Origin of the sequence: Shewanella sp. SG41-3 (assembly GCF_014164545.1) — a bacterium.
Taxonomy (GTDB): Bacteria; Pseudomonadota; Gammaproteobacteria; order Enterobacterales; family Shewanellaceae; genus Shewanella; species Shewanella vesiculosa.
In genome coordinates, this window is sequence record NZ_JACJFJ010000004.1 from 343,476 (window position 1) to 365,680 (window position 22,205).

The window sequence follows — 22,205 nt, forward strand, 5'->3', positions numbered from 1 at the left end:
CAATTTGCTGGCTTATCAGTAACAATAGCTAAAGTTTTACTTACACGATAAGGCCAATTTTTTCGTAGACTTTTTTAATGGTCACTTCTGCACGCGCTTGGGCTTTTTCAGCACCTTCCGCCATCACTTGGCTTAGAAATGCATGATCGGCGCGGAACTCTTTAAAGCGAGCTTGTAATGGCTCAAGCATACCAACAACCGCTTCACCGGTAGCCACTTTTAAATGGCCGTACATTTTGCCTTCAAATTCTGCTTCTAAAGATGCAATCGACTGCCCTGTACAACCTGACATTAAACTCAGTAGATTAGACACACCCGGCTTTTGTTCGATATCAAAACGCACCACAGGCGGCTCTTCACTGTCAGTCATGGCTTTTTTCACTTTCTTTAAAATCGCTTTAGGATCTTCAAGTAAACCAATAACGTTATTGCGGTTGTCATCTGATTTGGACATTTTCTTTAGTGGGTCTTGCAGTGACATGACCTTAGCACCATGCTCAGGAATAAACGGCTCAGGAATAGTAAACGTGTCGCCATAAGCATTGTTAAAACGAGTGGCAATATCGCGAGTCAATTCTAAGTGTTGCTTCTGATCTTGACCAACTGGGATTTCATTAGCTTGATACAGCAAAATATCTGCCGCCATGAGCACAGGATAACCATATAGCCCAACGTTAATGTTATTAGCATGCTTTAAAGACTTATCTTTAAACTGGGTCATGCGGTTTAACTCACCCATTTGGGTGTAACAGTTTAATACCCAACCAAGTTGAGTATGCTGCGGCACTTGCGACTGAATAAATACGGTGCTTTTTTTAGGGTCAACACCACACGCAAGGTACAAGGCTAATGTATCTAAACAGGCTTCACGGAGTAACTTAGGATCTTGACGAACCGTGATGGCATGTAAATCAACAACACAATATAGGCAATCATGACTATCTTGCATGGCAACCCATTGACGAAGTGCGCCCATATAATTACCTATGGTTAATTCGCCTGATGGCTGCGCACCGCTGAGTACTATGGGTTTAGTCATGTGTTTTATTGCTCCAGATTATCTTTTTGAAAATTAAAATTATTATGAAAGTAAGTATTGCTCTATATCAGCAAAATTTTCGCATACCGCATGGGGATGACTTAGGCCGATATCTTCGCCGTAGTTGTAGCCATAGGTCAAGCCAATAGACATAACATTGGCAGCTTTAGCTGCTAAAATATCATTCTTTGAATCACCAATCATCAGTAATTGCGACTCATCCAATTGCCACTGTCCAAGCAAATGCTGCAACGGCATAGGATCCGGCTTCATTTTGGCTAATGAATCGCCGCCGAGCACTTCGCTAAACACATCATCGAGGCCAAAAGCACTTAATATCGGCAAGGTAAAACGATAAGGTTTATTGGTGACGATAGCCAGTTTAAAACCAGCTTGTTTTAGCTTTTGTAACGTGGTGATCACCCCAGAGTACAAACGACTATGCGTATGTAAATGCTCACTATAGTAAAGCATAAATAGTGGCATCGTTTTCTCAAGTAATGCCTGTAGCTCAGGAGTATTTTCTGCCATGCCAGAGGCATAACTTAATGCACGTTGCATTAATACACGCGCACCATTTCCGACCCAACTCAGCACCAGCGCTTCTGTTACGGGTGGATATTGGCATTGTGCTAATGTGGCATTGGTGGCTGCAGCTAAATCAGGCACACTGTCGATTAATGTACCATCTAAATCAAAAGCGATAGCGCTAATGTTTGACCATTGCATCATGTTAAGTCCTAATAATACGAAAAGACGTTATGATACCGTAGCAAGTTCTGCACGCATTTGATCAATAACAACTTTATAATCTGGTTGATTAAAAATTGCCGAACCCGCGACAAACATATCTGCACCGGCAGCCGCGATTTCAGCAATATTGTCGACCTTTACGCCACCATCGACTTCTAAACGAATATCAAACCCACTCGCATCTATGAGTGCACGAACTTGGCGAAGTTTGTCTAATGTATGCGGAATAAATGACTGACCACCGAAACCTGGGTTAACCGACATCAATAAAATAACATCAAGTTTGTCCATTACGTGATCTAAATAATGCAATGGTGTGCCGGGATTTAAGACTAAACCAGCTTTGCAGCCAGATTCTTTAATAAGCTGTAAGGTACGATCAACATGCTCTGAAGCTTCTGGGTGAAAGGTAATAATTGAAGCGCCAGCTTTAGCAAAGTCAGGAATAATGCGATCGACGGGTTTTACCATTAAATGTACATCAATATCTGCAGTGATGCCGTAATTACGCAGTGCAGTACATACCATAGGGCCAATGGTTAAATTAGGAACATAGTGATTGTCCATTACGTCAAAGTGAACAACATCCGACCCCGCATCTAATACGGCTTTAACATCATCACCTAAACGGGCAAAATCGGCGGACAAAATTGATGGTGCAATTAAAAATGGGCGCATAATCTTCTCTATTGGCAGATCAAAGTGTCGACATTTTACCCTTTGCAGCCGCAACCCTCTAGTCTCACGCGAGAAATAACCACTCTGAAACTGGAATTTAGTCGAAAATGCCAACATTGGTCAACTTTGTTATTTTTTAAACAGAAACCAGTGTTCAATAACTAAGCTATTTTGCTATAATGCGAAAATGTTGTTATGTTTATGATCCAATAGAAGATCTTACATCTGTTGTAGTATTAATCGATTTTACACCACGGATAGGGCAAAATTTATGCTTAAGTACTTAATACGCAAGCTTTCTGGTCGTGATGGCAAATTATTGTCAATACAGATTTTTGCTGTTTTTGCGACATCAGCTTCGGCACTATTGCTAAGCCAAGTATTAATGAGCACCGAAAATAACTCTGCCAATAGTAAAGCCTGCGTGTGTAATAGCGGCACCAACTACAATACTAGCTTGCCAAGTAGTCATCCTACCAATCGATGTGCAGAACAATCAAACGATGTGAGCTGGGGAAATTGGGTTACAGGCAACAGTCGCTCAAGCCAATTTCATTTCATTGATCTACTTGAACTGATCCACGGCCACAAAGATAAGCCATTAAATGATATGCCATCATCTGGCAGCCCAACTCAGATATCGCGTTAATGTCTATTTGGCGAGTGTTTAGTAGTACTGTAGCGGCTTTTTTTGGCGTGCAGACAGAACAAAACCGTCAAAAAGATTTTCAAACTCAATCTCCTCTGCCCTTCATCATCATGGGAATTATCTTAGCAATTACTTTAGTGATTTCAATAATCTTGATTGTTAACCAAGTCTTAAGTTAATTACCTGCTTTGCTAGATATGCCACTGTAATATTATTCTTCTTCACGATAATGATGGTCATATAACGCCATAATTTCGTCAACTTTATTACGTGAACCACCTTTAGGACTAATATTACGTTGCACCGAAATCGTTGAGCAAGATGCACCGCGATATAATTCTCGAGTTAACGGGATATCATGGTTACTGATCAGCACAGGAATATTTCGTTCATGAGCAATAAGCCGTGAATGACGTGCTAGTAATGCTTGGTCGTCTAGGCTAAAACCAGGGCCGGCATAAGTGGTAAAACTGGCTGTTGTGGATAAAGGTGCATAAGGCGGATCACAATAAATAACATCGCCGCTTTCAGCAATATCAAAGGCTTGTTCGTAACTTATACATTTAAAGGTCGCTTTTTGCGCTTTTAATGAAAAATAACGAATTTCGGCTTCTGGAAAATAAGGTTTTTTGTACGAGCCAAACGGCACGTTAAAACCACCTTTACGATTGTATCGACATAGACCATTAAAACCATGACGATTCATATACAGAAAATATACTGACCGAATAAATGGATCGCTACAGAGATTAAATTCTGCACGAATACGATAATAGGCATCTTTGTCATTCATCTCATCGACAAACATTGCTTTTGCCGCTTGAATGTATTTATCAGGCTGTTGCTGAACAATTTGGTATAAATTGATTAAGTCTTGATTAATGTCACACAACAAATAATCATCAAACTGAGTATTGAGGAATACCGAACCCGCGCCAACAAAAGGTTCAATGAGTCGATTGCCTACTGGAAGGTGTTTTGCTAGCTCATCAACAAGCTTGTATTTACCGCCTGCCCACTTTAGAAAGGCTCTATGCTTTTTTATCATGAAAAGGAATTATACCAGCAAAATTAAAGCTGAAGATTGTACTCTGTTTAACGACAATTATCATCGGCTAAAGTAGATTAATTGTGTTGATTCTTCATGTTATTGACTTAAATGCTCCAGAATATGATGCAACTAATCTTGTCGCTTATAATCACTTAAGTCGGCCCACTTTCTAACCCAAGGTGCCGCTAACCCATATTTTTCCTGCAGACTTTTCGCTTTTAAGCTAGCGCTCGTAGCCGTTTCAAAATCACCCAATAATATAATGTGACGTTGTTTGTAACTCATAATGTAAACCTGCGGCTCTTGCGCCAATTTCACTAATATAGGCGTAAGTGAATCTTTGTCATTCACACTCGCAAGTTGCAGTGTAAACCCTTTAACTTTTAGGTTGGGAGTATTGTCTCGCTCAACGATATCATTCGGTTTATTGACCGGATTAACTTGTGCTTTGGGTAATTTCCCCTGAAAAGACAAGCCCGTTAATGATGAGTTGACCACCACCTCGGTATAATTATCTACAGGCACACCTTCAACAAGCTCAGTCGCATCTTTATCTTCAATTAGGCTATCTGTAATGACTTGCTCCTCTATAAGCAACTGTGCTTGCTCATTGGCGCTCGACTTAGTGAATACCAATTGCCTCTGAGCAAAATAAGCGGTTAATGTTTTATCGGCATAACTCATCACATATTTTGTTGCTTTGGCACGCAACCTTGATTGCTCAGCCGTTAATGTTGGCGATATCGATGTAGAAATAGCTGGAGGTAATTGACGACTAATACCCCACCACATTGCCACACTCGCTAATATGGCAAACAAGGCAATGAACATTTTCGCCGACCAGGACCAAGATGCTTTGCTGGTTTGCGGCTCTTCTAATGCTAACGCTAATAATTTAACCACTTCAGCTGGCGTGCCCTGCTGTTTTTCTAATTGTTTATGGATGATTTCACGGGGAATAAACGGCGTTTGCTGGCTACGAAGTAATAAACTCTGGTAAAGACCATCTCGCTCAGGTAACGATAAAGGTTCGATCGTAACCGGGAGCAATCTAGCACGAATATCATCGGTTAAATCAGCCACTAAGGTATACCAAAAATCAGGGCTAACCGTTACTGTGACCGCTACAGGTTTACCAGCACAATGGATTTGACTCAGAAGAATGCATTCAGCCCAAATATCTTTAGGCAATAGATCGGCATCATCAATAATGATGTGTAATGGCTTTTTCAAACTTGATTGAATTCTAAGAACGGTATCCATTAAAGGACGTTCGTCATCAAATATGGGGGCCGAAATGAGTTGAACAAGAATTTTTCGACGAATCTCTGCACTATCGGCATGTTGAGGGCATATAATTAAAGCTGAATTGTAATCATCTAACTCACTGGCTAGTGCAGCTGTAAGCGTAGATTTACCTGAGCCATCAACGCCACAAACCACCGACATCTGTTCACTATAGCTAGCAATATGCTGTAAACGCTGAATAAGCGCTTCTTGAGTGGGGAGTAACAATAGTCCTGGAGTCGTCAATGATTCACCACACTATAATTGAGATGTAGGAAGCATAACTTATTCGCAGCTAATAACCTGTTTTAACAAGTCTTCACCTACATCACTAAAGACGTCAGCTTGGCCTATACCTGTGGGTAATACTAAGCGAATCTTACCACCTAAAACTTTCTTATCACGGCGCATATGCTTAATAAACTGTTCAAAATCCATCGACTCTGGAGCCGTTATAGGTAAATCAAACGCTAGCATTAACTGACAAATACGTTCAACACTTAAATCATCTAATAGATTGAGTTTACATGCAGTTTTTGCCGCAAGAACGGTACCAGCAGCGACAGCCTCACCATGTAACCAAACTCCGTAGCCCATTTCGGCTTCGATAGCATGACCGAAGGTGTGCCCAAGGTTTAATAACGCTCTGACACCTTGTTCAGTTTCATCTTGCGCGACAACATCAGCTTTAATCTTACAACATTTTGCAATGGCATAGTTAAGCGCATCAGTCTGGAGTGACTTTAATGGGTTAACATTTTCTTCCAGCCATAGAAAAAATTCTGCATCCCAAATAACACCGTACTTAATGACTTCTGCCATACCTGCTGCAAACTCATTTGCAGGTAATGTCTGTAAGCAAAGCGTATCGATAATCACAGATTTGGGTTGATAAAATGCGCCAATCATATTTTTCCCAAGAGGATGATTTACTGCCGTTTTACCACCGACAGAGGAATCAACTTGGGACAATAATGTTGTCGGCACTTGAATAAAATCAATACCACGCTGATAACACGCTGCCGCGAAACCAGTCATATCACCAACAACACCACCACCGAGAGCAACTAAGACTGAGTCTCGGGCAAAATTGTGCTCAAGTAGTTCAGTAAAAATATAATCTAGGTGCTGTAAATCTTTAAATTTTTCGCCATCAGGCAAAATAACCGTTTCAACACGCGCGCAAGCGCTCATCGCTTGTTGTATCTTTTGAAGATACAACGGAGCAATGGTGTCATTTGAAACAATTAAGGCTTTCTTGTTTGTTAGGTAGCGAGCAAATAGCTCGCTATCATTCATCAAATCCTGGCCAATATAAATGGGGTAACTTCTATCACCTAATTGAACCTGAATCTGTTGCATGTTGTTACCTAAAAGCCGAGTTGCTCGATAATTTGGTTTGCGACGATCTTCGCGCTTTGCTCATCCGTTTTAACGATAACATCCGCAATTTCCTCATATAAAGGATTACGAATTTCCGCTAAGCTTTCGAGCACTTCACGTGGATCATCTACTTGTAACAACGGGCGACGCTTATCACGCTGAGTACGCGCAACTTGCTTGTCGATAGTTGTCTCTAAGTAAACCACTATACCTCGAGCAGAAAGATAGTTGCGGATATCTTTACTCTGAACAGAACCACCACCTGTCGCGAGAACGATACCTTGCCTTTCTGAAAGATCACCAATGACTTGAGCTTCACGACGACGGAAACCCTCCTCACCTTCAACATCAAACACCCAGGCAATATCTGCACCGGTACGTTGTTCAATCTCGTGATCTGAATCGTGGAAATCTAAATGCAGCATTTGCGCCAGATGGCGACCAATTGTGCTTTTACCTGCGCCCATAGGGCCTACCAGAAAAATATTGCGTTTTTCAGCCATTTCGTATACGTCTGAATCTTATATGGAAGAATGCCTTATCGACTTAAACCTCAAGCCGACCTATAATTTAACCTTGCTCTATTGAGACTTGACGAAGGATTATCTCAGTTAAGGGCTACCGCTTGCAAGTCATCACAGCTATTTATAATGATTTTATTATAACCTCGAAGATAAAAACACCCTAAATAATGTAATGTTTACAGTTAAGTGTTTGTTAATGCAAAGACTATAGTTTACTGCAGACAACATAATCTAATTAATATCATTCGCTATAAACTTTAATAAAATCACTATTATTGCCGCCATAGGCAGTCATTTTACTCACTTGAGTGATATTTACCGCTAGTGTATTTATCCTCAGTGGTAATTTGCTGCTCATAAACATGCACCATAAAAAAACCAGCGCTTACGTCGCTGGCTTTTTATGCTCGTTATCGCTAAAGAAAACTATCGTTTATCAGCAACAATCTTAGGGGTAACGAAAATCAACAATTCTTGACGCTCGTTGGTGTCAGTTGAGTTTCTAAATAAGAAGCCTACTAACGGAATATCACCCAATACCGGTACTTTACTCACTCGGCTAATTAAGTTCTGTTGGTATATACCACCAAGCACAATGGTCTCACCATTATCAACCAGCACTTGGGTACCAATACGTTGAGTATCAATCGCAACAGCTTCACCAGTCGGGGTGGCAACCGTTGTTCCTTGAGAGTCTTGAGTAATTTCAAGATCAAGGATAACACGGTCATCTGGGGTAATTTGTGGGGTTACCCGAAGCGATAACACTGCCTTCTTAAAGGTAACCGTTGTTGCACCACTAGATGCTGACTCAACATAGGGAATTTCAACACCCTGCTCAATATACGCCGACTTTTGGTTAGACGTCGTAATACGTGGGCTGGCAATAATCTCGCCTTTGTTTTCTTGCTCTAATGCGCTTAACTCTAAATCGAGTACCGTACCGTCAGCCAATTTAGCAACATGAAAAGCAATACTGGTTGCAGAGCTTGCTGCTGCCGGTAAATTTACATTAAGACGATCATTAACACTTGGGATAATACCGTTAGCAATATCAGTGGCGCCATTAATGGTACCAGAGGTGCCTTTTGTGCCTTGCTGGTCGGTGATGCCCCAACGGATGCCTAAATCTTCAGACACATCGTCTTTCACTGTCACCATGCGGGCTTCAATCAATACTTGCTTAATAGGAATGTCTAATACATCTATTAATCGGTGTACGTTCTCTAAAATTTCCGCAGTGTCTTTTACCAATAGCGTATTTGTACGTTCATCAACGGCAACACTGCCGCGAGATGATAGTAGAGTGGAATCGGTAGTTTTAAGTAAATCGGCTATATCGACGGCTTTGGCATAGTTTATTTGTAAATATTCAGAATATAACGGGGCTAACTCTTTTACTTCTTGGCGATTTTTCAAGTCGTTACTTTCGCGAATAGCAAGCTCTTCACTTGGTGCAACCATTAAAATATTGCCTTCAATACGTTTATCCAAACCTTTAGTTTGTAAAATAAGGTCCAAGGCTTGATCCCAAGGTACGTCATCTAAACGTAAGGTAATTTCACCTTCTACGGTATCGCTGGTAACAAGGTTAAAGTTATTGTAATCAGCAATAATTTGTAAAACAGTACGGACTGAAATATTTTGGAAGTTAAGTGACAATGAGCGACCATTATATTTTTTGGCCTCTTTAGCAACCGAAACGCGTTCAACTTTATCAATGCTAACTTTAAACACATTACCGTCTTGGCGGTAGTTATAGTCATAGTTACCATCAACATCAACCAAGATACGGGCAGTAAGATCATCTTTAAATGTTTCAAAACTATTGACTGGTGTGGCAAAATCTTGTACATCCATAACATAAAGCAAATCATTACCAATATCGGTGTTATAGAGTTTTATTTCGAGCTTTGAACCAACTTGTTCAACATTAGCGGCTACAGAACGATTGCTAAGATTAAATAATATTTCTCCGCCACCGGTTTTGTTGCGACGAAAATCAATACTACTAATACCGTTAACAAATGGATTATTAGCTTCTACTGGACCAGCGACATCATCATTAATCGTTAACCGATAACTATTACCAACAATTTTACCTTGGTACGGTTTTACTTTATTCATTGCAACAATGATCTGTAAATCGCCACCTTGTTGTTGTGTATTAATTTCTTTTATGCCAACAGTATTCACCGGAATATTGTTTTTAGTTAAATTAGAAATAGTATCAGAGAAATTCAACATAATTTCAGCTGGATCTGCCGATAAATCGACAGACGGTGACACTATTGATGATTCAAAAATCAACTCTAATTCTAATTGATGATCAACCATTGAATGGTATTTGACGTCCATAAGACGATTAGCAGCTATTGCACTGGGTATTAAACCCATTAATAATACTGCGCCTAAAAACGCTCTAAAAAATAATAACTTTGTTATTGCTTTTTTTATCGCGGCAGAAGATTCCATTATTCTCTCATCCTTCGCACGTTATTTTCCTGATAATTCTAAATTGCTGGATCTTTCTGACCAACAACCCGAACCATCAGGGATTAATTCTATAATTTCGATAAATTGCGGCGTTACTTTAGCAATTCGGCCATGATAAAGCCCTAAATACTCGCCTACACCCATGCGATAAACATTGGCATCGCTAGATTCGACTAAAGCCCAAATAGTTCCATCTTCGCTTAATGTTCCACGCATTCTTAAATTGTCTAATGCATAAGTTTCTAAACGACTTTTGCGACGTTTTAAGTCTGGTTGTAAACAATCTTTAGATGTATCAATCACCTCTTCTGTCAATTCCCTTGATGGTGGAACAAACGGGCTGCGCATTAACTCAGCTTGATATGCAAAATGTTCAAACTTTGGTGTTTGCTTCAAAGGCGGTATACGGGCGACGTGTTGTGCCTTTGTAGTAGTAACAAATAGCTCTAAATCGCTGCGATCGCCAATACAACCACTCAATAAAAACACCATTGATAAGAATAAAGGCAAAAATTTCATTATTTCTGTCCCTTATTGGCCTGTTGCGTTAATTCTGCCCCTTCTTTAAAGCGATACGTTTTAGCGAGAATATCCATTGATAAACCACCACTATCGTTCTGCTTTATAATAAAGTCGTGCAGACTGACAATTCGAGGTAATTTTGCAACCCCGCTCACCATATTACCTATTTTATGATAATCACCTTCCACTGACATCTTAATTGGGAATTCAATATAAAAATCACGTTCGATTTCATCATCCCAATCTAGGCTATTAATTCTAAGGCCAGCATCGGTAGCAACAAACGTTAAATCATCTAATAAACCAGGCATCTCATTTTCAGAAGGCAACATTTTAAGCAATTCGGCAAACTGCACTTCCATCACGTCTAATTGCTCACGGTACAGTTTAAGATTAGCTGCTAAACGATATTTAGTTTCAAAATCTTCACGTAATTGAATTTCTTTTTGCTGTTCAGCTTCCATCTCATTGATCGAGTCAGAAATAAACAAGTAATAACTGCCACCAATAACACATAGAGACAAGAAACCAGCAAATACAATTTTTACCAGCTTAGGCCAACCACCAATGTTTTCAAAATCGATATCGTTAAATTGATCTAGGTCGAGATTCATTTTCTCGCTCCTTGGTTCGGATCAACATTCGCTTCTTGTGAATCATCACGAATAGTGACACGTAATTTAAAACGTTGTAACTGCCTTAACTCTTCATTTTGGGTCACAATCGATTGCATACTCGGATCGTTCAGATAAGCAGAAGTTTTAACCTTTCTCATCATATTAGCGACGTTATTGTTCGATTCACTTCGTCCCTCAATTAATAACACGCTACCTTTCTTCTCTATACTTGAAAGATAAATACCAGGCGGAACAATTCGAACTAATTCATCTAAAACATGGGTCGGTAAATTACGCGATTGTTGTAAATTGAGAATAATCTCAGTGCGACGTTCTATGTCTTTTTTACGTTCGGTAATTTTTCTAATTTCGGCAATCTGGGTATCAAGCAAACTAATTTCCGATTCCAAATAGGCATTGCGTTGACGTTGATCATCAGTGACCACCTCCAGAAAACCCAGAAATAAATAAACGACTAATGAAGTCACTAAAAAGACTAATGCTAAAATACCGATGAAGTCGCGTTTTTGCTTCTCTCTTGCTTCTTCACGCCAAGGTAATAAGTTTATGTTCGCCATTGAGCATAACTCCTTAACGCAAGACCACATGCCACCATATATTTACTCATATTAGGTTGAAGCTGACTTTTCATCACATCATCTGCATGCAAACAGCCTTGGAAGGGGTCAGCAAGAATAGTATGAGTACCTAACTCGTTGGTAAGTAATTCAACCATTCCTTCTAACTTAGCTGTACCACCACATAAAACGATGTAGTCAACTTTTTCACGGCCACTGGCAGTACAGTATATCTGTAAGGTTCGTTTAATTTGTTGTAATAATTGCGTCTGAAAAGGTGATAGAACTTCGAACATATAATTACGGGGTAATTGCCCTGTTATCTTGGCTCGTTCAGCCTCATCATGGGGCATTCCATAAAATGACAAGATTGATTGAGTAAATAACTCGCCACCAAAAGCTTGTTCACGTATGAAAGTAGTATCACCATTTTCAACCACTGAGAATGTGGTCATATTGGCACCGATATCAACCATGGCGATTGATTTATCTTTAGCACCATCAGGTAACTGGCCATAAATTAATTCTGCAGAACGTCCTAGGGCATAGGCTTCCACATCGACAACTTTTACATCCAGCTCGACAGCATCTAGTGCATCTACTCGTGAATCAATGTTTTCGGTGCGACATGCACTCAGTAGCACATTCACTTTCGTTGGATCGGTAATGTTAGGATTAAGTCTTTCAAAATCAATACTGACTTCATCGAGCGAATAAGGAATAAGATTGTCAGCTTCAATCTCAATTTGAGCTTCCATTTCCTCTTCATTCAACGCAGCATCCATATAAATGACCTTAGTCATTACAGCAGATCCTGAAACAGCAACAGCAGCAAATTTGAGGGATTTAGGTAATCCCCGTCGAATTTGTCTTAATGATTCAAGTACCGCTTCAGAATCACGAATATCATGATCAACTACAGCTCCTTTTCTAACAGGAACCGCCGCATGGTTTTGAATTTTATATCCATCCGCAGTCTTGCTCAACAATATGGCTTTGATTTCATGAGATCCAATATCGATCCCGACCATTTGAGGTGCTTGACGCTTCCATAATTTTGAAATCATAGTCCGTCATCACAATTGTATTTTTATTTTCTAAGAGATTAGCACATAATCAACTCGTTATAAGTATTTGTATAAAATGTTTCAACATTTTACAAATACTATTTAGTTATTTCATGTTTTACTTCACCAAAAACCCTCACGCTTATATACTAACGTCACTATTTGTAATTTTTCTGGAATTCTAGAGTGAAGTGGTTTAAACGTTTATTAATTGCATTTTTTAGCCTATCACTACTTGGCATTGCTGCTATAGCTGCCGCTTATTTTTATGTGCTACCCGATTTACCCGATGTTAATTCGCTAAAGACGGTTCAATTACAAACTCCGCTGCGTATTTATAGCCGCGATGGCAAACTGATTTCTCAGTTTGGTGAAAAACGTCGTATACCTGTTGAGTATGAAGAGGTCCCGACTCAGTTAATTAATGCCGTGCTCGATACCGAAGATGCGCGCTTTTTTGAACACAATGGCATTGATCCAATTGGTATTATTCGTGCGGCGGTCATTTTGATAACGACGGGTAAGAAAAGTCAAGGTGCCAGTACGATAACCCAGCAAGTTGCCCGAGGTTTTTTCTTATCGAATGAGAAAACGTACATTCGTAAAGTAAAAGAAATATTTCTAGCGCTAAAAATTGAAAAAGCACTCTCTAAGAAAGAAATCTTAGCTCTTTATTTAAATCGCTCATTTTTAGGTAACCGTGCCTATGGCGTTGGTGCTGCTGCGCAAGTTTATTATGGTAAAGAACTTAACCAACTGACCTTACCAGAGATGGCAATGATTGCCGGTTTACCACAAGCACCATCAGCAGCAAATCCTATTAGAAATACCGAACGGGCAATATCTCGTCGAAATTGGGTTCTAAGCCGCATGCTCGAGAAACGTAATATCACTCAAGCAGAATATCAAGAGGCCATCAATAGCGCTTCTACCGCGAAATATCATGGCGCTGAAATTGACTTATACGCTCCATATGTTTCGGAAATGGCACGTGATTACATGATCCAGAAGTACGGTGAAGAAGCCGCCTATACCAATGGATATAATGTCTACACCACTATATCTTCAGATCTACAATTGATGGCTCAGGAGTCATTAAGAGATAATGTTTTTGCTTACGACCAACGCCATGGTTACCGAGGCCCTGTCACTGAATTATGGACTGATACACCACTAAGCAACGATGAGATTGTGGCGATTTTAAAGCGCACTTCTTCGGTACAGGGCATTATGCCAGCAGCTGTGCTAAGCGTAAAAGACCAACAAGCACAAGTGATTGATGAAAAAGGCGAACTGCTGACTCTTGAATGGAATGGCTTAAAATGGGCGCGTAAGTTTATTAGCGATAAACGTCAGAGCTTACCACCGAAACTTGCAAGCGATATATTAACCGCCGGCCAACAAGTCTGGATCCGTCACAATGGTAAGCATTGGCAATTATCACAAATTCCTCAGGTATCGAGTGCAACCGTCTCACTTGAACCTCATGACGGAGCAATTAAAACGCTTGTAGGCGGATTTAGCTTTAGCCAGAGTCAATTCAATCGAGTGACTCAAGCTAAGCGTCAATTAGGCTCTAATATTAAGCCTTTTATTTATGCCGCAGCTTTAGAAAAAGATTACACCTTGGCTACGCTTATCAATAACGCACCAATTAACAAACCCGATACCCGCCAAGGTACTGCATGGCGACCAAAGAACTCACCTGATATCTACGGCGGGCCAACACGCTTACGTGTGGGTTTAGCTCAGTCGATTAACGTTATGTCAGTTAGAGCAATGCGACATACCGGTTTAGACGACACAATAAAAGAGCTGATAAAGTTCGGATTCGACCCAAGTGATTTACCACGCAATGAATCGTTAGCTTTAGGTTCTGCATCGGTAACACCATTACAAGTTGCTACTGCATTTAATACTTTCGCTAATGGTGGCTACTTAGTTGAGCCTTACTTTATCGATCATGTCACCGATGCATACGACAACATGGTTGAACAAACCATTCCAACTATTGCATGCAGTAAACCAGAACCATCTATAACAGGGCCAACAGAGCTTACTGATATTGATGACCCATTTACTGTGATGGCAACAGAGTTAGATCAAGAGAATGTCAGCTCAATCACCGCAGAACAAAATGTATGTACTAATCCACAAGCTCATTTTGCCAAAAGAGTTATCTCTGAACAGACAGCATTTTTGATTACTGAAGCTTTAAAAAGCGTGATTTGGGGTGGCGGTGACTGGAGCCATGGAACGGGGTGGAATGGTACGGCTTGGCGAGCATCAAAATTAATTAAACGTCATGATATTGCGGGTAAAACAGGAACAACTAACGAATCTCGTGATACTTGGTTCAGTGGTTTTAATCCTACACTAACCGCAACCTTCTGGGTTGGTTTTGATGATCATGGTCGTCAATTAGGCCGTTCAAGCTGGATGGCTAATGGCGATCCAGATCAAATATCCGGTGCTGAAGCAGGAGCAAAAACTGCCGGTCCTGGTTGGAATGACTATATGAATAAAGCCCTATCTGGCACCCCAGAAGCGCCCGTCATTCCACCTAAAGGGATTGTATCTGCGCGTATTGATTTAGCCACGGGTAAATTGACTCGAAAAACAGACTATACGACAGAGTTTGAGTACTTTGTTGAAGGCACTGAACCTAAAGAATATGTCACTGAAACTCAGCAAAGTGGAGATATCTTTATCGACAATGTTGCTGAAGATTTATTCCAATAATATCGATTTACATTAGCTAATAAAAAAGCCATTCAACTGAATGGCTTTTTTATAACAGATGATATGACATTACAATGTAGCTAACCTGCCACTGATGTGTTCGGTATCAATAGTTGATGTAGCTCAGTTAAATTTCGTACCTGATAACTGGGAACAATATTATCGCTTATAGGTTGGTCATGATGATTTAACCAACATGTGTCGATACCCGCATTGATCCCCCCTAAAATATCTGAGTGTAGGTTATCACCGACCATCAGCACTTGGTGCTTCTGCGGCTCTCCCATTAAGCTAAACGCATGCTGAAAAATAGCTACATCAGGTTTTGCTTTACCCAGTTGTTCAGAAATCACCACTGGATTAAATGCATCTTGGAAACCGGTACGACTTAAACGGATATTTTGTAATTCGGTAAAACCATTAGTAATAATGCCTAAATTGACCTTACCCGACAATGAATCAACTAATTCACGAGCTCCCGGTAAAGGGAGACAAATATCAGCCATAGCACTTAAAAACTGACTATTTAAATGCTGTGGTGTTACGGATAATTTAGCAGCCCAATGAGTAAATCGAGTGTGTTGCAAATGTGCAGCGCTGATTAAACCGTTCTGATACTCGACCCATAACGGTTTATTAACCTGCTGATAAACAGAAAAATCTTCTGCACTAAAATCAATATCAAAGCGCGAAAACATTAATTTTAATCCAGCAAATGCATCGAAATGAAATAGTGTTTCATCTGCATCAAATAAAATCCATTTATACTTATTGAGCATATTTGACATCAATTAAATCCTTATTTTAAAAACGCTAACCTAACTAAGTTTAAATAATAAAAGTTATCGAGCAGAGCTTTGGTCTACTATTAGTATTGGCTAGCAATGGGCAATATAACGAGATGATTTTTACGATACTGGCTAAGCGCTAAATAAAGACATTAACCTAGTTTCTTGCTGCAGTAGACTTTGATAAATGGTTAACTGATTGATGGCACGATCAATATTATGGTTTTCATATTTAATCCCAAAATAAACGTCACCATTTAAATAATCAGTTAAAAAACGAACACCAAGCATTAATGGCATCACTTTGGTTCCTAGCCACAAACTACGCTTTTCAAGCGGAGTAATAATACCAACAAGAGAAGCAATATAAGAGTTGGCAGCGGCAATAATTATTTCAGGACGCGCGTAAACATTGGCTAAATTAGTCGAATCTTCCGCCTCCGGTGAGCAAAATGCACGAACCATATCGCCAAAGTCATACATTAAATATCCTGTCATACAGGTATCTAAATCAATAATAGCTAAACTAGACATGTCTCGACTATCAAACAACATATTATTGATTTTAGTATCATTATGGCAAACCCTGATCGGTAAATCGGTTTCATATTGCAACAATGTTGTCACTAAATCAGTTTGAGCCAAACAAAAATCGACCCATTTTTTACACTGCGCTAATCGCTCATGACTATCGTTAATCTCGGCACTATGCAATTGAGCCATACGTTGAGGTAAATTTAAAAAATTGGGGATCACATCGATAATATCAGTGGGGGTTAAGTTACTCAGTGCCGCAGCAAAATGCCCAAACGCCTCGGCCGCTAGCTTAGCTTGCTCGGGCGTATCAACTACTTCAATTGTATCGCTATGGGGCAAATAATCTATTGCCCGCCAAAATCCTTGCTCAGCTAAATCTACGTAAAGCGCGCCAGAAACGGTAGCGATTGGACTCACCACTTGCAAGGGATATTGTTGCTGTTGCCGCTTAGCCAATAAATGCTGACTAATGTTAGCGGCATTTTGAATAATAACCCTAGGATCAGTAAATATTTGAGTATTAATCCGCTGCAACACCATCGTTTTAGCTTGATCTCGCACCAAAAAAGTCTGATTTATATGGCCATTACCCAGTGGATGAATGGAGCTGTGCTCGGTACTAAAACCAAACTGAGGTAACACATTGCTACGGATAAAATTAACCAATCAACACTCCAACACTAATATCACCAAAACCTAAGGTAACCAATACATCACTTTGGTCCGGTTTCTCTCTGTAATCATTACTGACTCAGTATCATTTCAAATTGAGGGTTTTGCATCAAGGTTGCTTGACTGCCCTTTAAGTTAAATTCATAGCCACACAACTTAAAGCTGCCTCTGAGCGCGACATCATTGACAATGGCATCTTTGTCTAATGGTGTAAATCTAGCCTCACTGGCACCATCATTAAGTAAATCAACGGTGATAGGTCGATAGCGACTACCGTCATTAAACTCAAGATTAGCGCAGGTTTTATCACCCGTTGCTGTCGCTAAACGCCACATATTTTGCGCAGCGCCGTTATCTCCTAACCAGCGCACAATCAAGATTTCACCCTCTAACGCCAGCCAAAATCCGTCTGGTAGTTTTACCATCTCTCGAGTGCCAGCTTGTTGTTGATGACTTATGTCATCAAGGTGTGCGGCTTGTTCGGTTTCGTCGCTAGAAAAAACATTGACCAATGCAAAGACCAAATACACGACTAAACAGATAGCCAAGATAAGCGCAGTAATTTTACCAATTAAAATAAGCTTTTGCTGGTGTAATTTGGCCACATTAAGCCAAGATTTTGCTAGCTCGGTAATCGACCCAGATTGTAATGCATCTTGATCGACATAAAGCGGTTGATTATTACGCACTGACGCTGTGGAAAATGAGCTAGTGTATTGCTCATCTATTGCAGCATCAGCATCGAGGGCCGTGTTATCTTGCTCAATACCAGCCTGAGGTAAAACATCATCAATAGTCTGATTGCTCTGGGTTTCGCCAGAATATGGCTCAGATGATGTACTAAAGTTCACTTCATTATCAGTTGATTCTACGGCTGAAAATGTACTCTCTGGCGTTGCCTGAACAGGCATAGCCTGCCCTTTCATAACTGGCTCTTGTCTGTGATAAACCGAACCTATATTGGATACTGGCGCCATATTTGGTCCATTATATCCTTGTACATAATTAATGATATTTCTAGGCGGTAAAAATGCCAAATAGCCACCACAGGCTAAGCCGAATAAAAATACGCCAGCTGACGCGCCCAAAGGCGCCATAAAGTAAGTCAATATGCCAAAAGCCAATACAGGTATGACACAAATCATCGCTAACTTAATCGATTTATTGGCATCATTTAAGCGACGAAGTGCAGCCAAACCAACAATAGGCATAACCGCTAGCGTCACAATCACATTAATTACACTCGTCGGAAATACGATAGCCCCAACTGTTAACAACAAAAATGCAGCGAATATAATTGCCATTAACCTTAAGCCTGTGTCACGACCATCTCGGCACAGTAGGGTTTTTACAGACATCAATCATTCCTATTCATTTACGAAAAAATCAAAAAAAAACAGCTAGGTACATAACAGAATTTATCGGTAATTATACACAGTGATGGCAAGGTGATTAGATTGTTTTCACCATCAAAACTGACAACCACTATCAATAGCGCAAAGCCTACAGAATTTATCTTATAAAGCCAGACCCAACCTAGGTTTTACATAACTTTTTTATTCATTAACCTGTCTGTCGCTTGTCGCCCATTTATCACAACAAGGAACAGTAGCAATCGCTATGATTGCGCTAGCATAACCTTACAGTTAACGAGTATAATATTAAGCTTTCTTAATGAATAATCGGATGAGAAACCCTATTTATGAGCACTCGTGGAAATCTTTTTATTGTGTCAGCCCCCAGTGGCGCAGGTAAATCATCACTTATATCAGCACTATTAAAAGATACACCAACTGATAAACAGGTTTCAGTGTCACACACGACCCGTAAACCTCGCCCTGGCGAAGTCGATGGCCAACATTATCATTTTGTCACTGTTGAGCAATTTAAAGCATTAATTGACCAAAACGCCTTTATTGAATGGGCTGAAGTCTTTGGCAATTTTTATGGCACCTCCAAAACCGTCATTGAACACACTTTGGCTAATGGTATCGACGTCTTTCTAGATATCGACTGGCAAGGTGGTGAACAAGTTAAAAAACTAATGCCATATGCGATTGGGGTATTTATTTTACCGCCATCGAAAACTGAACTAGAGCGTCGTTTAACTGGTCGAGGCCAAGACAGCCAACAAGTGATTGATTCACGCATGGCACAAGCGGTTTCTGAAATGTCACATTACGCACAATATGAATTTGTGATTGTAAATAATGATTTTGATGACGCCCTAACCGATTTAAACGCCATTATTCGCAGCCAAAGACTAACCTGTGCTAGTCAGCAGCATACCCACAATGATATGCTTATTGATCTCTTGGCAGACTAATTGTCATAGTGTACAATTTTGCGTCATTTTTCCCCATAGATAACACTGGAGTTTCAACACATGGCTCGCGTAACTGTAGAAGACGCCGTAAACAAAATCGGCAACCGTTTTGATATGATCCTGGTTGCAGCGCGTCGTGCACGCCAAATCGCCGTCCAAGGTAAAGAACCTATGGTTGATGAGATGAATGATAAACCAACGGTTGTCGCATTACGTGAAATCGAATTAGGTTTAGTCACCTCTAACACTTTAGATGCTGATGAGCGCCAAACTGTTCGTGAACGTGAAGCAGCTGAAATTGCCGCTGTAGCAGCCATAGCAGAAGGCCGCGTTTTATAAGGAGTAGCGCCACTTGTATCTGTTTGAAGGTCTAAAAGAGTCAGCATCCAGCTATCTAGAGCCGGATCAAGTAGAATTACTCAAGCAGGCCTATTTGGTTGCGCGTGATGCCCACGAAGGGCAAATGCGCACAAGTGGCGAGCCTTATATCACCCATCCCGTTGCGGTTAGCCGCATCTTGGCAGACATGCGCCTCGATCATGAGTCGCTTATGGCTGCCTTGCTTCATGACACCATTGAAGATACACCGGTAACCAAAGAAGAACTCACTGAGTTATTTGGTGCTGATGTTGCCGAACTGGTTGAAGGTGTTTCCAAGCTTGATAAAATCAAGTTTCGTGACAGAAAAGAAGCCCAAGCAGAAAACTTCCGTAAAATGATGATGGCAATGACTCAAGATATTCGAGTTATCCTCATCAAATTGGCCGACCGCACCCACAATATGCGCACATTAGGCGCTCTTCGCCCTGATAAGCGTCGTCGTATTGCTCGCGAAACGTTAGAAATATATGCTCCAATTGCTAATCGATTAGGTATTCATAATATTAAAATCGAACTTGAAGATCTCGGTTTTCAAGCCTATTACCCTATGCGACACAGAGTGATCCGCGATGTCGTAAAAGCAGCTCGTGGTAATCGTAAAGAACTGATTAACAGTATTGAAGTGGCTATTGAAACACGCCTTGAAGAAGCTGGAATTCCCACTAAAGTCAAAGGCCGTGAGAAAAACCTCTATTCAATCTATCGAAAGATGCGCAGTAAAGAACTTCAATTTCAAGAGGTTATGGATATATATGCGTTCCGTGTTATCGTCGACTCTATTGATACCTGCTATCGCGTATTAGGTGCTATGCACGGATTATACAAGCCGCGCCCTGGACGTTTTAAAGATTATATCGCCATTCCAAAAGCCAACGGTTACCAATCACTGCACACCTCGTTATTTGGCCCCCATGCGGTGCCTGTTGAAGTACAAATTCGTACCGAAGAAATGGATCAAATGGCCGACAAAGGTGTCGCTGCGCATTGGATGTACAAAAACAATACCGATGCGGCTCAACAAAGCACTTCTCAAGTTCGCGCTCATAAATGGATGCAAAGTTTGCTGGAATTACAGCAAAGTGCTAGCAGCTCATTTGAATTTGTTGAAAACGTTAAAACTGAATTATTCCCTGAAGAAATCTACGTATTTACTCCAGAAGGTCGTATCTTAGAATTACCAGTCAATGCCACGGCGGTCGATTTTGCCTACGAAGTGCATACTGATGTGGGCAATACCTGTGTTGGCGCACGTGTTAATCGTCAAGCATACCCGCTGAGCCAACCGTTAATTTCAGGGCAAACCGTTGAGATTATTACCGCCAAAGGTGCCCGCCCTAATGCTGCATGGCTAAATTTTGTGGTAACGGGTAAAGCCCGAGGTAAAATCCGTCAGGTATTAAAGAGTCTTAAAGGCGATAATGCTATCGCATTAGGCAAACGTTTATTAAACCATGCCTTGGGTGATACCAAGCTGGAAACTATTCCCGCTGAATTACTTGAGAAAGTGATCAAAGAAACCAAACACACATCATTAGACTCGCTGCTAGCAGATATTGGCTTAGGTAATGCCATGAGTATTGTGATTGCCCAGCGCTTGGTTGGTGAGCAGTTTGATTCTCAAGACAGCAATAAAGAACGACCACAAATGCCAATTCGCGGTGCCGAAGGTATGTTGGTCACTTACGCCAATTGCTGCCGCCCAATCCCTGGCGATGCGGTCATTGCTCATGTGAGCCCAGGCAAAGGTCTGGTAGTGCACATGGAAAGCTGTGCCAATATTCGCGGCTATCAAGGCGAGCCTGATAAGTACATTTCAGTGCACTGGGACAACGTAGAAGGGGTTGAATACCAAGCTAACTTACGCGTTGAAATTGTAAACCACCAAGGTGCGTTGGCAAAAATCACTTCGATCATTGCTTCTGCTGGTTCTAACATTCACAACCTCAGCACAGAAGAACGTGATGGCCGTGTATATCTGATTAATTTACGTATTTCAGTTAAAGATCGCGTTCATCTTGCAAACGTTATGCGCAGGATCCGTGTTTTACCTGAAGTCTTACGCACTTCGCGTAACCGCTAATGATTTCATGAGTGGTTTAGTTAACCTCTCATGAA

Annotated in this window: 21 protein-coding genes; 6 read left to right on the forward strand and 15 right to left on the reverse strand. The window is 40.7% G+C overall.

Going from position 1 to position 22,205, the window contains the following annotated elements; translation table 11 throughout:
- Positions 1-40: 40 nt before the first annotated feature.
- From trpS to rpe, 3 genes are read right to left on the reverse strand one after another with little or no spacing between them, the layout of a single operon-like run.
- Positions 41-1,039: a tryptophan--tRNA ligase gene (gene trpS, locus H5164_RS09875; protein ID WP_124017501.1), complete on the reverse strand. Its 999-nt coding sequence runs from the start codon at positions 1,037-1,039 to the stop codon at positions 41-43.
- A gap of 42 nt (positions 1,040-1,081) precedes the next feature.
- Positions 1,082-1,771 carry a phosphoglycolate phosphatase gene (locus H5164_RS09880; protein ID WP_124017500.1) on the reverse strand — a complete coding sequence of 230 codons (690 nt, stop codon included), beginning with the start codon at positions 1,769-1,771 and terminating at the stop codon, positions 1,082-1,084.
- A gap of 27 nt (positions 1,772-1,798) precedes the next feature.
- Positions 1,799-2,470, reverse strand: coding sequence for a ribulose-phosphate 3-epimerase (rpe, locus tag H5164_RS09885; RefSeq protein ID WP_124017499.1), 672 nt, complete (start codon positions 2,468-2,470; stop codon positions 1,799-1,801).
- Between the two features lie 271 nt (positions 2,471-2,741).
- Between rpe and H5164_RS09890 the strand changes: the two genes are divergently transcribed.
- Together H5164_RS09890 and H5164_RS09895 are read left to right on the forward strand one after the other, a co-directional pair.
- A complete protein-coding gene (locus H5164_RS09890) occupies positions 2,742-3,119 on the forward strand; it encodes a hypothetical protein (protein ID WP_182697759.1) in 378 nt (125 codons plus the stop codon).
- Positions 3,119-3,298, forward strand: coding sequence for a DUF2970 domain-containing protein (locus H5164_RS09895; RefSeq protein ID WP_124017497.1), 180 nt, complete (start codon positions 3,119-3,121; stop codon positions 3,296-3,298). Before H5164_RS09890 ends, H5164_RS09895 begins: the two co-directional genes overlap by 1 nt.
- A gap of 32 nt (positions 3,299-3,330) precedes the next feature.
- Here H5164_RS09895 and H5164_RS09900 read toward each other — a convergent pair whose 3' ends face one another.
- The 9 genes from H5164_RS09900 to H5164_RS09940 all read right to left on the reverse strand — a co-directional run bounded on the left by H5164_RS09900 (position 3,331) and on the right by H5164_RS09940 (position 12,644).
- Complete coding sequence (locus tag H5164_RS09900; protein ID WP_124017496.1) at positions 3,331-4,167, reverse strand: Dam family site-specific DNA-(adenine-N6)-methyltransferase; 837 nt, start codon at positions 4,165-4,167, stop codon at positions 3,331-3,333.
- Positions 4,168-4,299: 132 nt separating this feature from the next.
- Positions 4,300-5,703 (reverse strand): ATP-binding protein, encoded by a 1,404-nt coding sequence (locus H5164_RS09905; protein WP_182755875.1) that lies wholly within the window; start codon positions 5,701-5,703, stop codon positions 4,300-4,302.
- Between the two features lie 39 nt (positions 5,704-5,742).
- Positions 5,743-6,819, reverse strand: a complete 1,077-nt coding sequence (gene aroB / locus H5164_RS09910) for a 3-dehydroquinate synthase (protein WP_182755877.1) — start codon at positions 6,817-6,819, stop codon at positions 5,743-5,745.
- A gap of 8 nt (positions 6,820-6,827) precedes the next feature.
- Positions 6,828-7,343 (reverse strand): shikimate kinase AroK, encoded by a 516-nt coding sequence (gene aroK, locus H5164_RS09915; RefSeq protein ID WP_011635865.1) that lies wholly within the window; start codon positions 7,341-7,343, stop codon positions 6,828-6,830.
- Between the two features lie 447 nt (positions 7,344-7,790).
- Positions 7,791-9,839 (reverse strand): type IV pilus secretin PilQ family protein, encoded by a 2,049-nt coding sequence (pilQ, locus tag H5164_RS09920; protein ID WP_182755879.1) that lies wholly within the window; start codon positions 9,837-9,839, stop codon positions 7,791-7,793.
- 21 nt (positions 9,840-9,860) lie between these two features.
- Positions 9,861-10,379, reverse strand: coding sequence for a pilus assembly protein PilP (locus H5164_RS09925; protein ID WP_124017492.1), 519 nt, complete (start codon positions 10,377-10,379; stop codon positions 9,861-9,863).
- Entirely contained in the window at positions 10,379-10,996 is a 618-nt protein-coding gene (locus tag H5164_RS09930) for a type 4a pilus biogenesis protein PilO (RefSeq protein ID WP_124017491.1), read from the reverse strand. Before H5164_RS09930 ends, H5164_RS09925 begins: the two co-directional genes overlap by 1 nt.
- Positions 10,993-11,577: a PilN domain-containing protein gene (locus H5164_RS09935; RefSeq protein WP_124017490.1), complete on the reverse strand. Its 585-nt coding sequence runs from the start codon at positions 11,575-11,577 to the stop codon at positions 10,993-10,995. The genes H5164_RS09930 and H5164_RS09935 overlap by 4 nt, the downstream gene beginning before the upstream one ends.
- Positions 11,565-12,644 carry a pilus assembly protein PilM gene (locus tag H5164_RS09940; protein ID WP_124017489.1) on the reverse strand — a complete coding sequence of 360 codons (1,080 nt, stop codon included), beginning with the start codon at positions 12,642-12,644 and terminating at the stop codon, positions 11,565-11,567. The genes H5164_RS09935 and H5164_RS09940 overlap by 13 nt, the downstream gene beginning before the upstream one ends.
- A gap of 186 nt (positions 12,645-12,830) precedes the next feature.
- Between H5164_RS09940 and H5164_RS09945 the strand changes: the two genes are divergently transcribed.
- Complete coding sequence (locus H5164_RS09945) at positions 12,831-15,386, forward strand: penicillin-binding protein 1A (protein ID WP_182755881.1); 2,556 nt, start codon at positions 12,831-12,833, stop codon at positions 15,384-15,386.
- Between the two features lie 80 nt (positions 15,387-15,466).
- On the opposite strand, the gene yjjG is transcribed toward H5164_RS09945, so the two are convergent.
- The 3 genes from yjjG to H5164_RS09960 form a co-directional block, all read right to left on the reverse strand.
- On the reverse strand, positions 15,467-16,174 hold the full coding sequence (gene yjjG / locus H5164_RS09950) for a pyrimidine 5'-nucleotidase (RefSeq protein ID WP_182697755.1): 708 nt from the start codon (positions 16,172-16,174) through the stop codon (positions 15,467-15,469).
- Positions 16,175-16,306: 132 nt separating this feature from the next.
- On the reverse strand, positions 16,307-17,377 hold the full coding sequence (locus tag H5164_RS09955; RefSeq protein ID WP_182755883.1) for a phosphotransferase enzyme family protein: 1,071 nt from the start codon (positions 17,375-17,377) through the stop codon (positions 16,307-16,309).
- A gap of 77 nt (positions 17,378-17,454) precedes the next feature.
- On the reverse strand, positions 17,455-18,741 hold the full coding sequence (locus H5164_RS09960; RefSeq protein WP_182755885.1) for a DUF805 domain-containing protein: 1,287 nt from the start codon (positions 18,739-18,741) through the stop codon (positions 17,455-17,457).
- A 344-nt stretch (positions 18,742-19,085) separates the two neighbouring features.
- On the opposite strand from H5164_RS09960, the gene gmk reads away from it, so the two are divergent.
- Genes gmk through spoT form a run of 3 tightly spaced genes read left to right on the forward strand, consistent with a single transcriptional unit; the run spans position 19,086 to position 22,170 of the window.
- The gene (gene gmk, locus H5164_RS09965) at positions 19,086-19,709 is read left to right on the forward strand and encodes a guanylate kinase (RefSeq protein WP_182723094.1); all 624 of its coding nucleotides are present in this window, start codon (positions 19,086-19,088) and stop codon (positions 19,707-19,709) included.
- Between the two features lie 60 nt (positions 19,710-19,769).
- Positions 19,770-20,048: a DNA-directed RNA polymerase subunit omega gene (gene rpoZ / locus H5164_RS09970; protein ID WP_011635854.1), complete on the forward strand. Its 279-nt coding sequence runs from the start codon at positions 19,770-19,772 to the stop codon at positions 20,046-20,048.
- Positions 20,049-20,061: 13 nt separating this feature from the next.
- Positions 20,062-22,170: a bifunctional GTP diphosphokinase/guanosine-3',5'-bis pyrophosphate 3'-pyrophosphohydrolase gene (spoT, locus tag H5164_RS09975; RefSeq protein WP_124017483.1), complete on the forward strand. Its 2,109-nt coding sequence runs from the start codon at positions 20,062-20,064 to the stop codon at positions 22,168-22,170.
- The last annotated feature ends 35 nt before the right edge of the window (positions 22,171-22,205 follow it).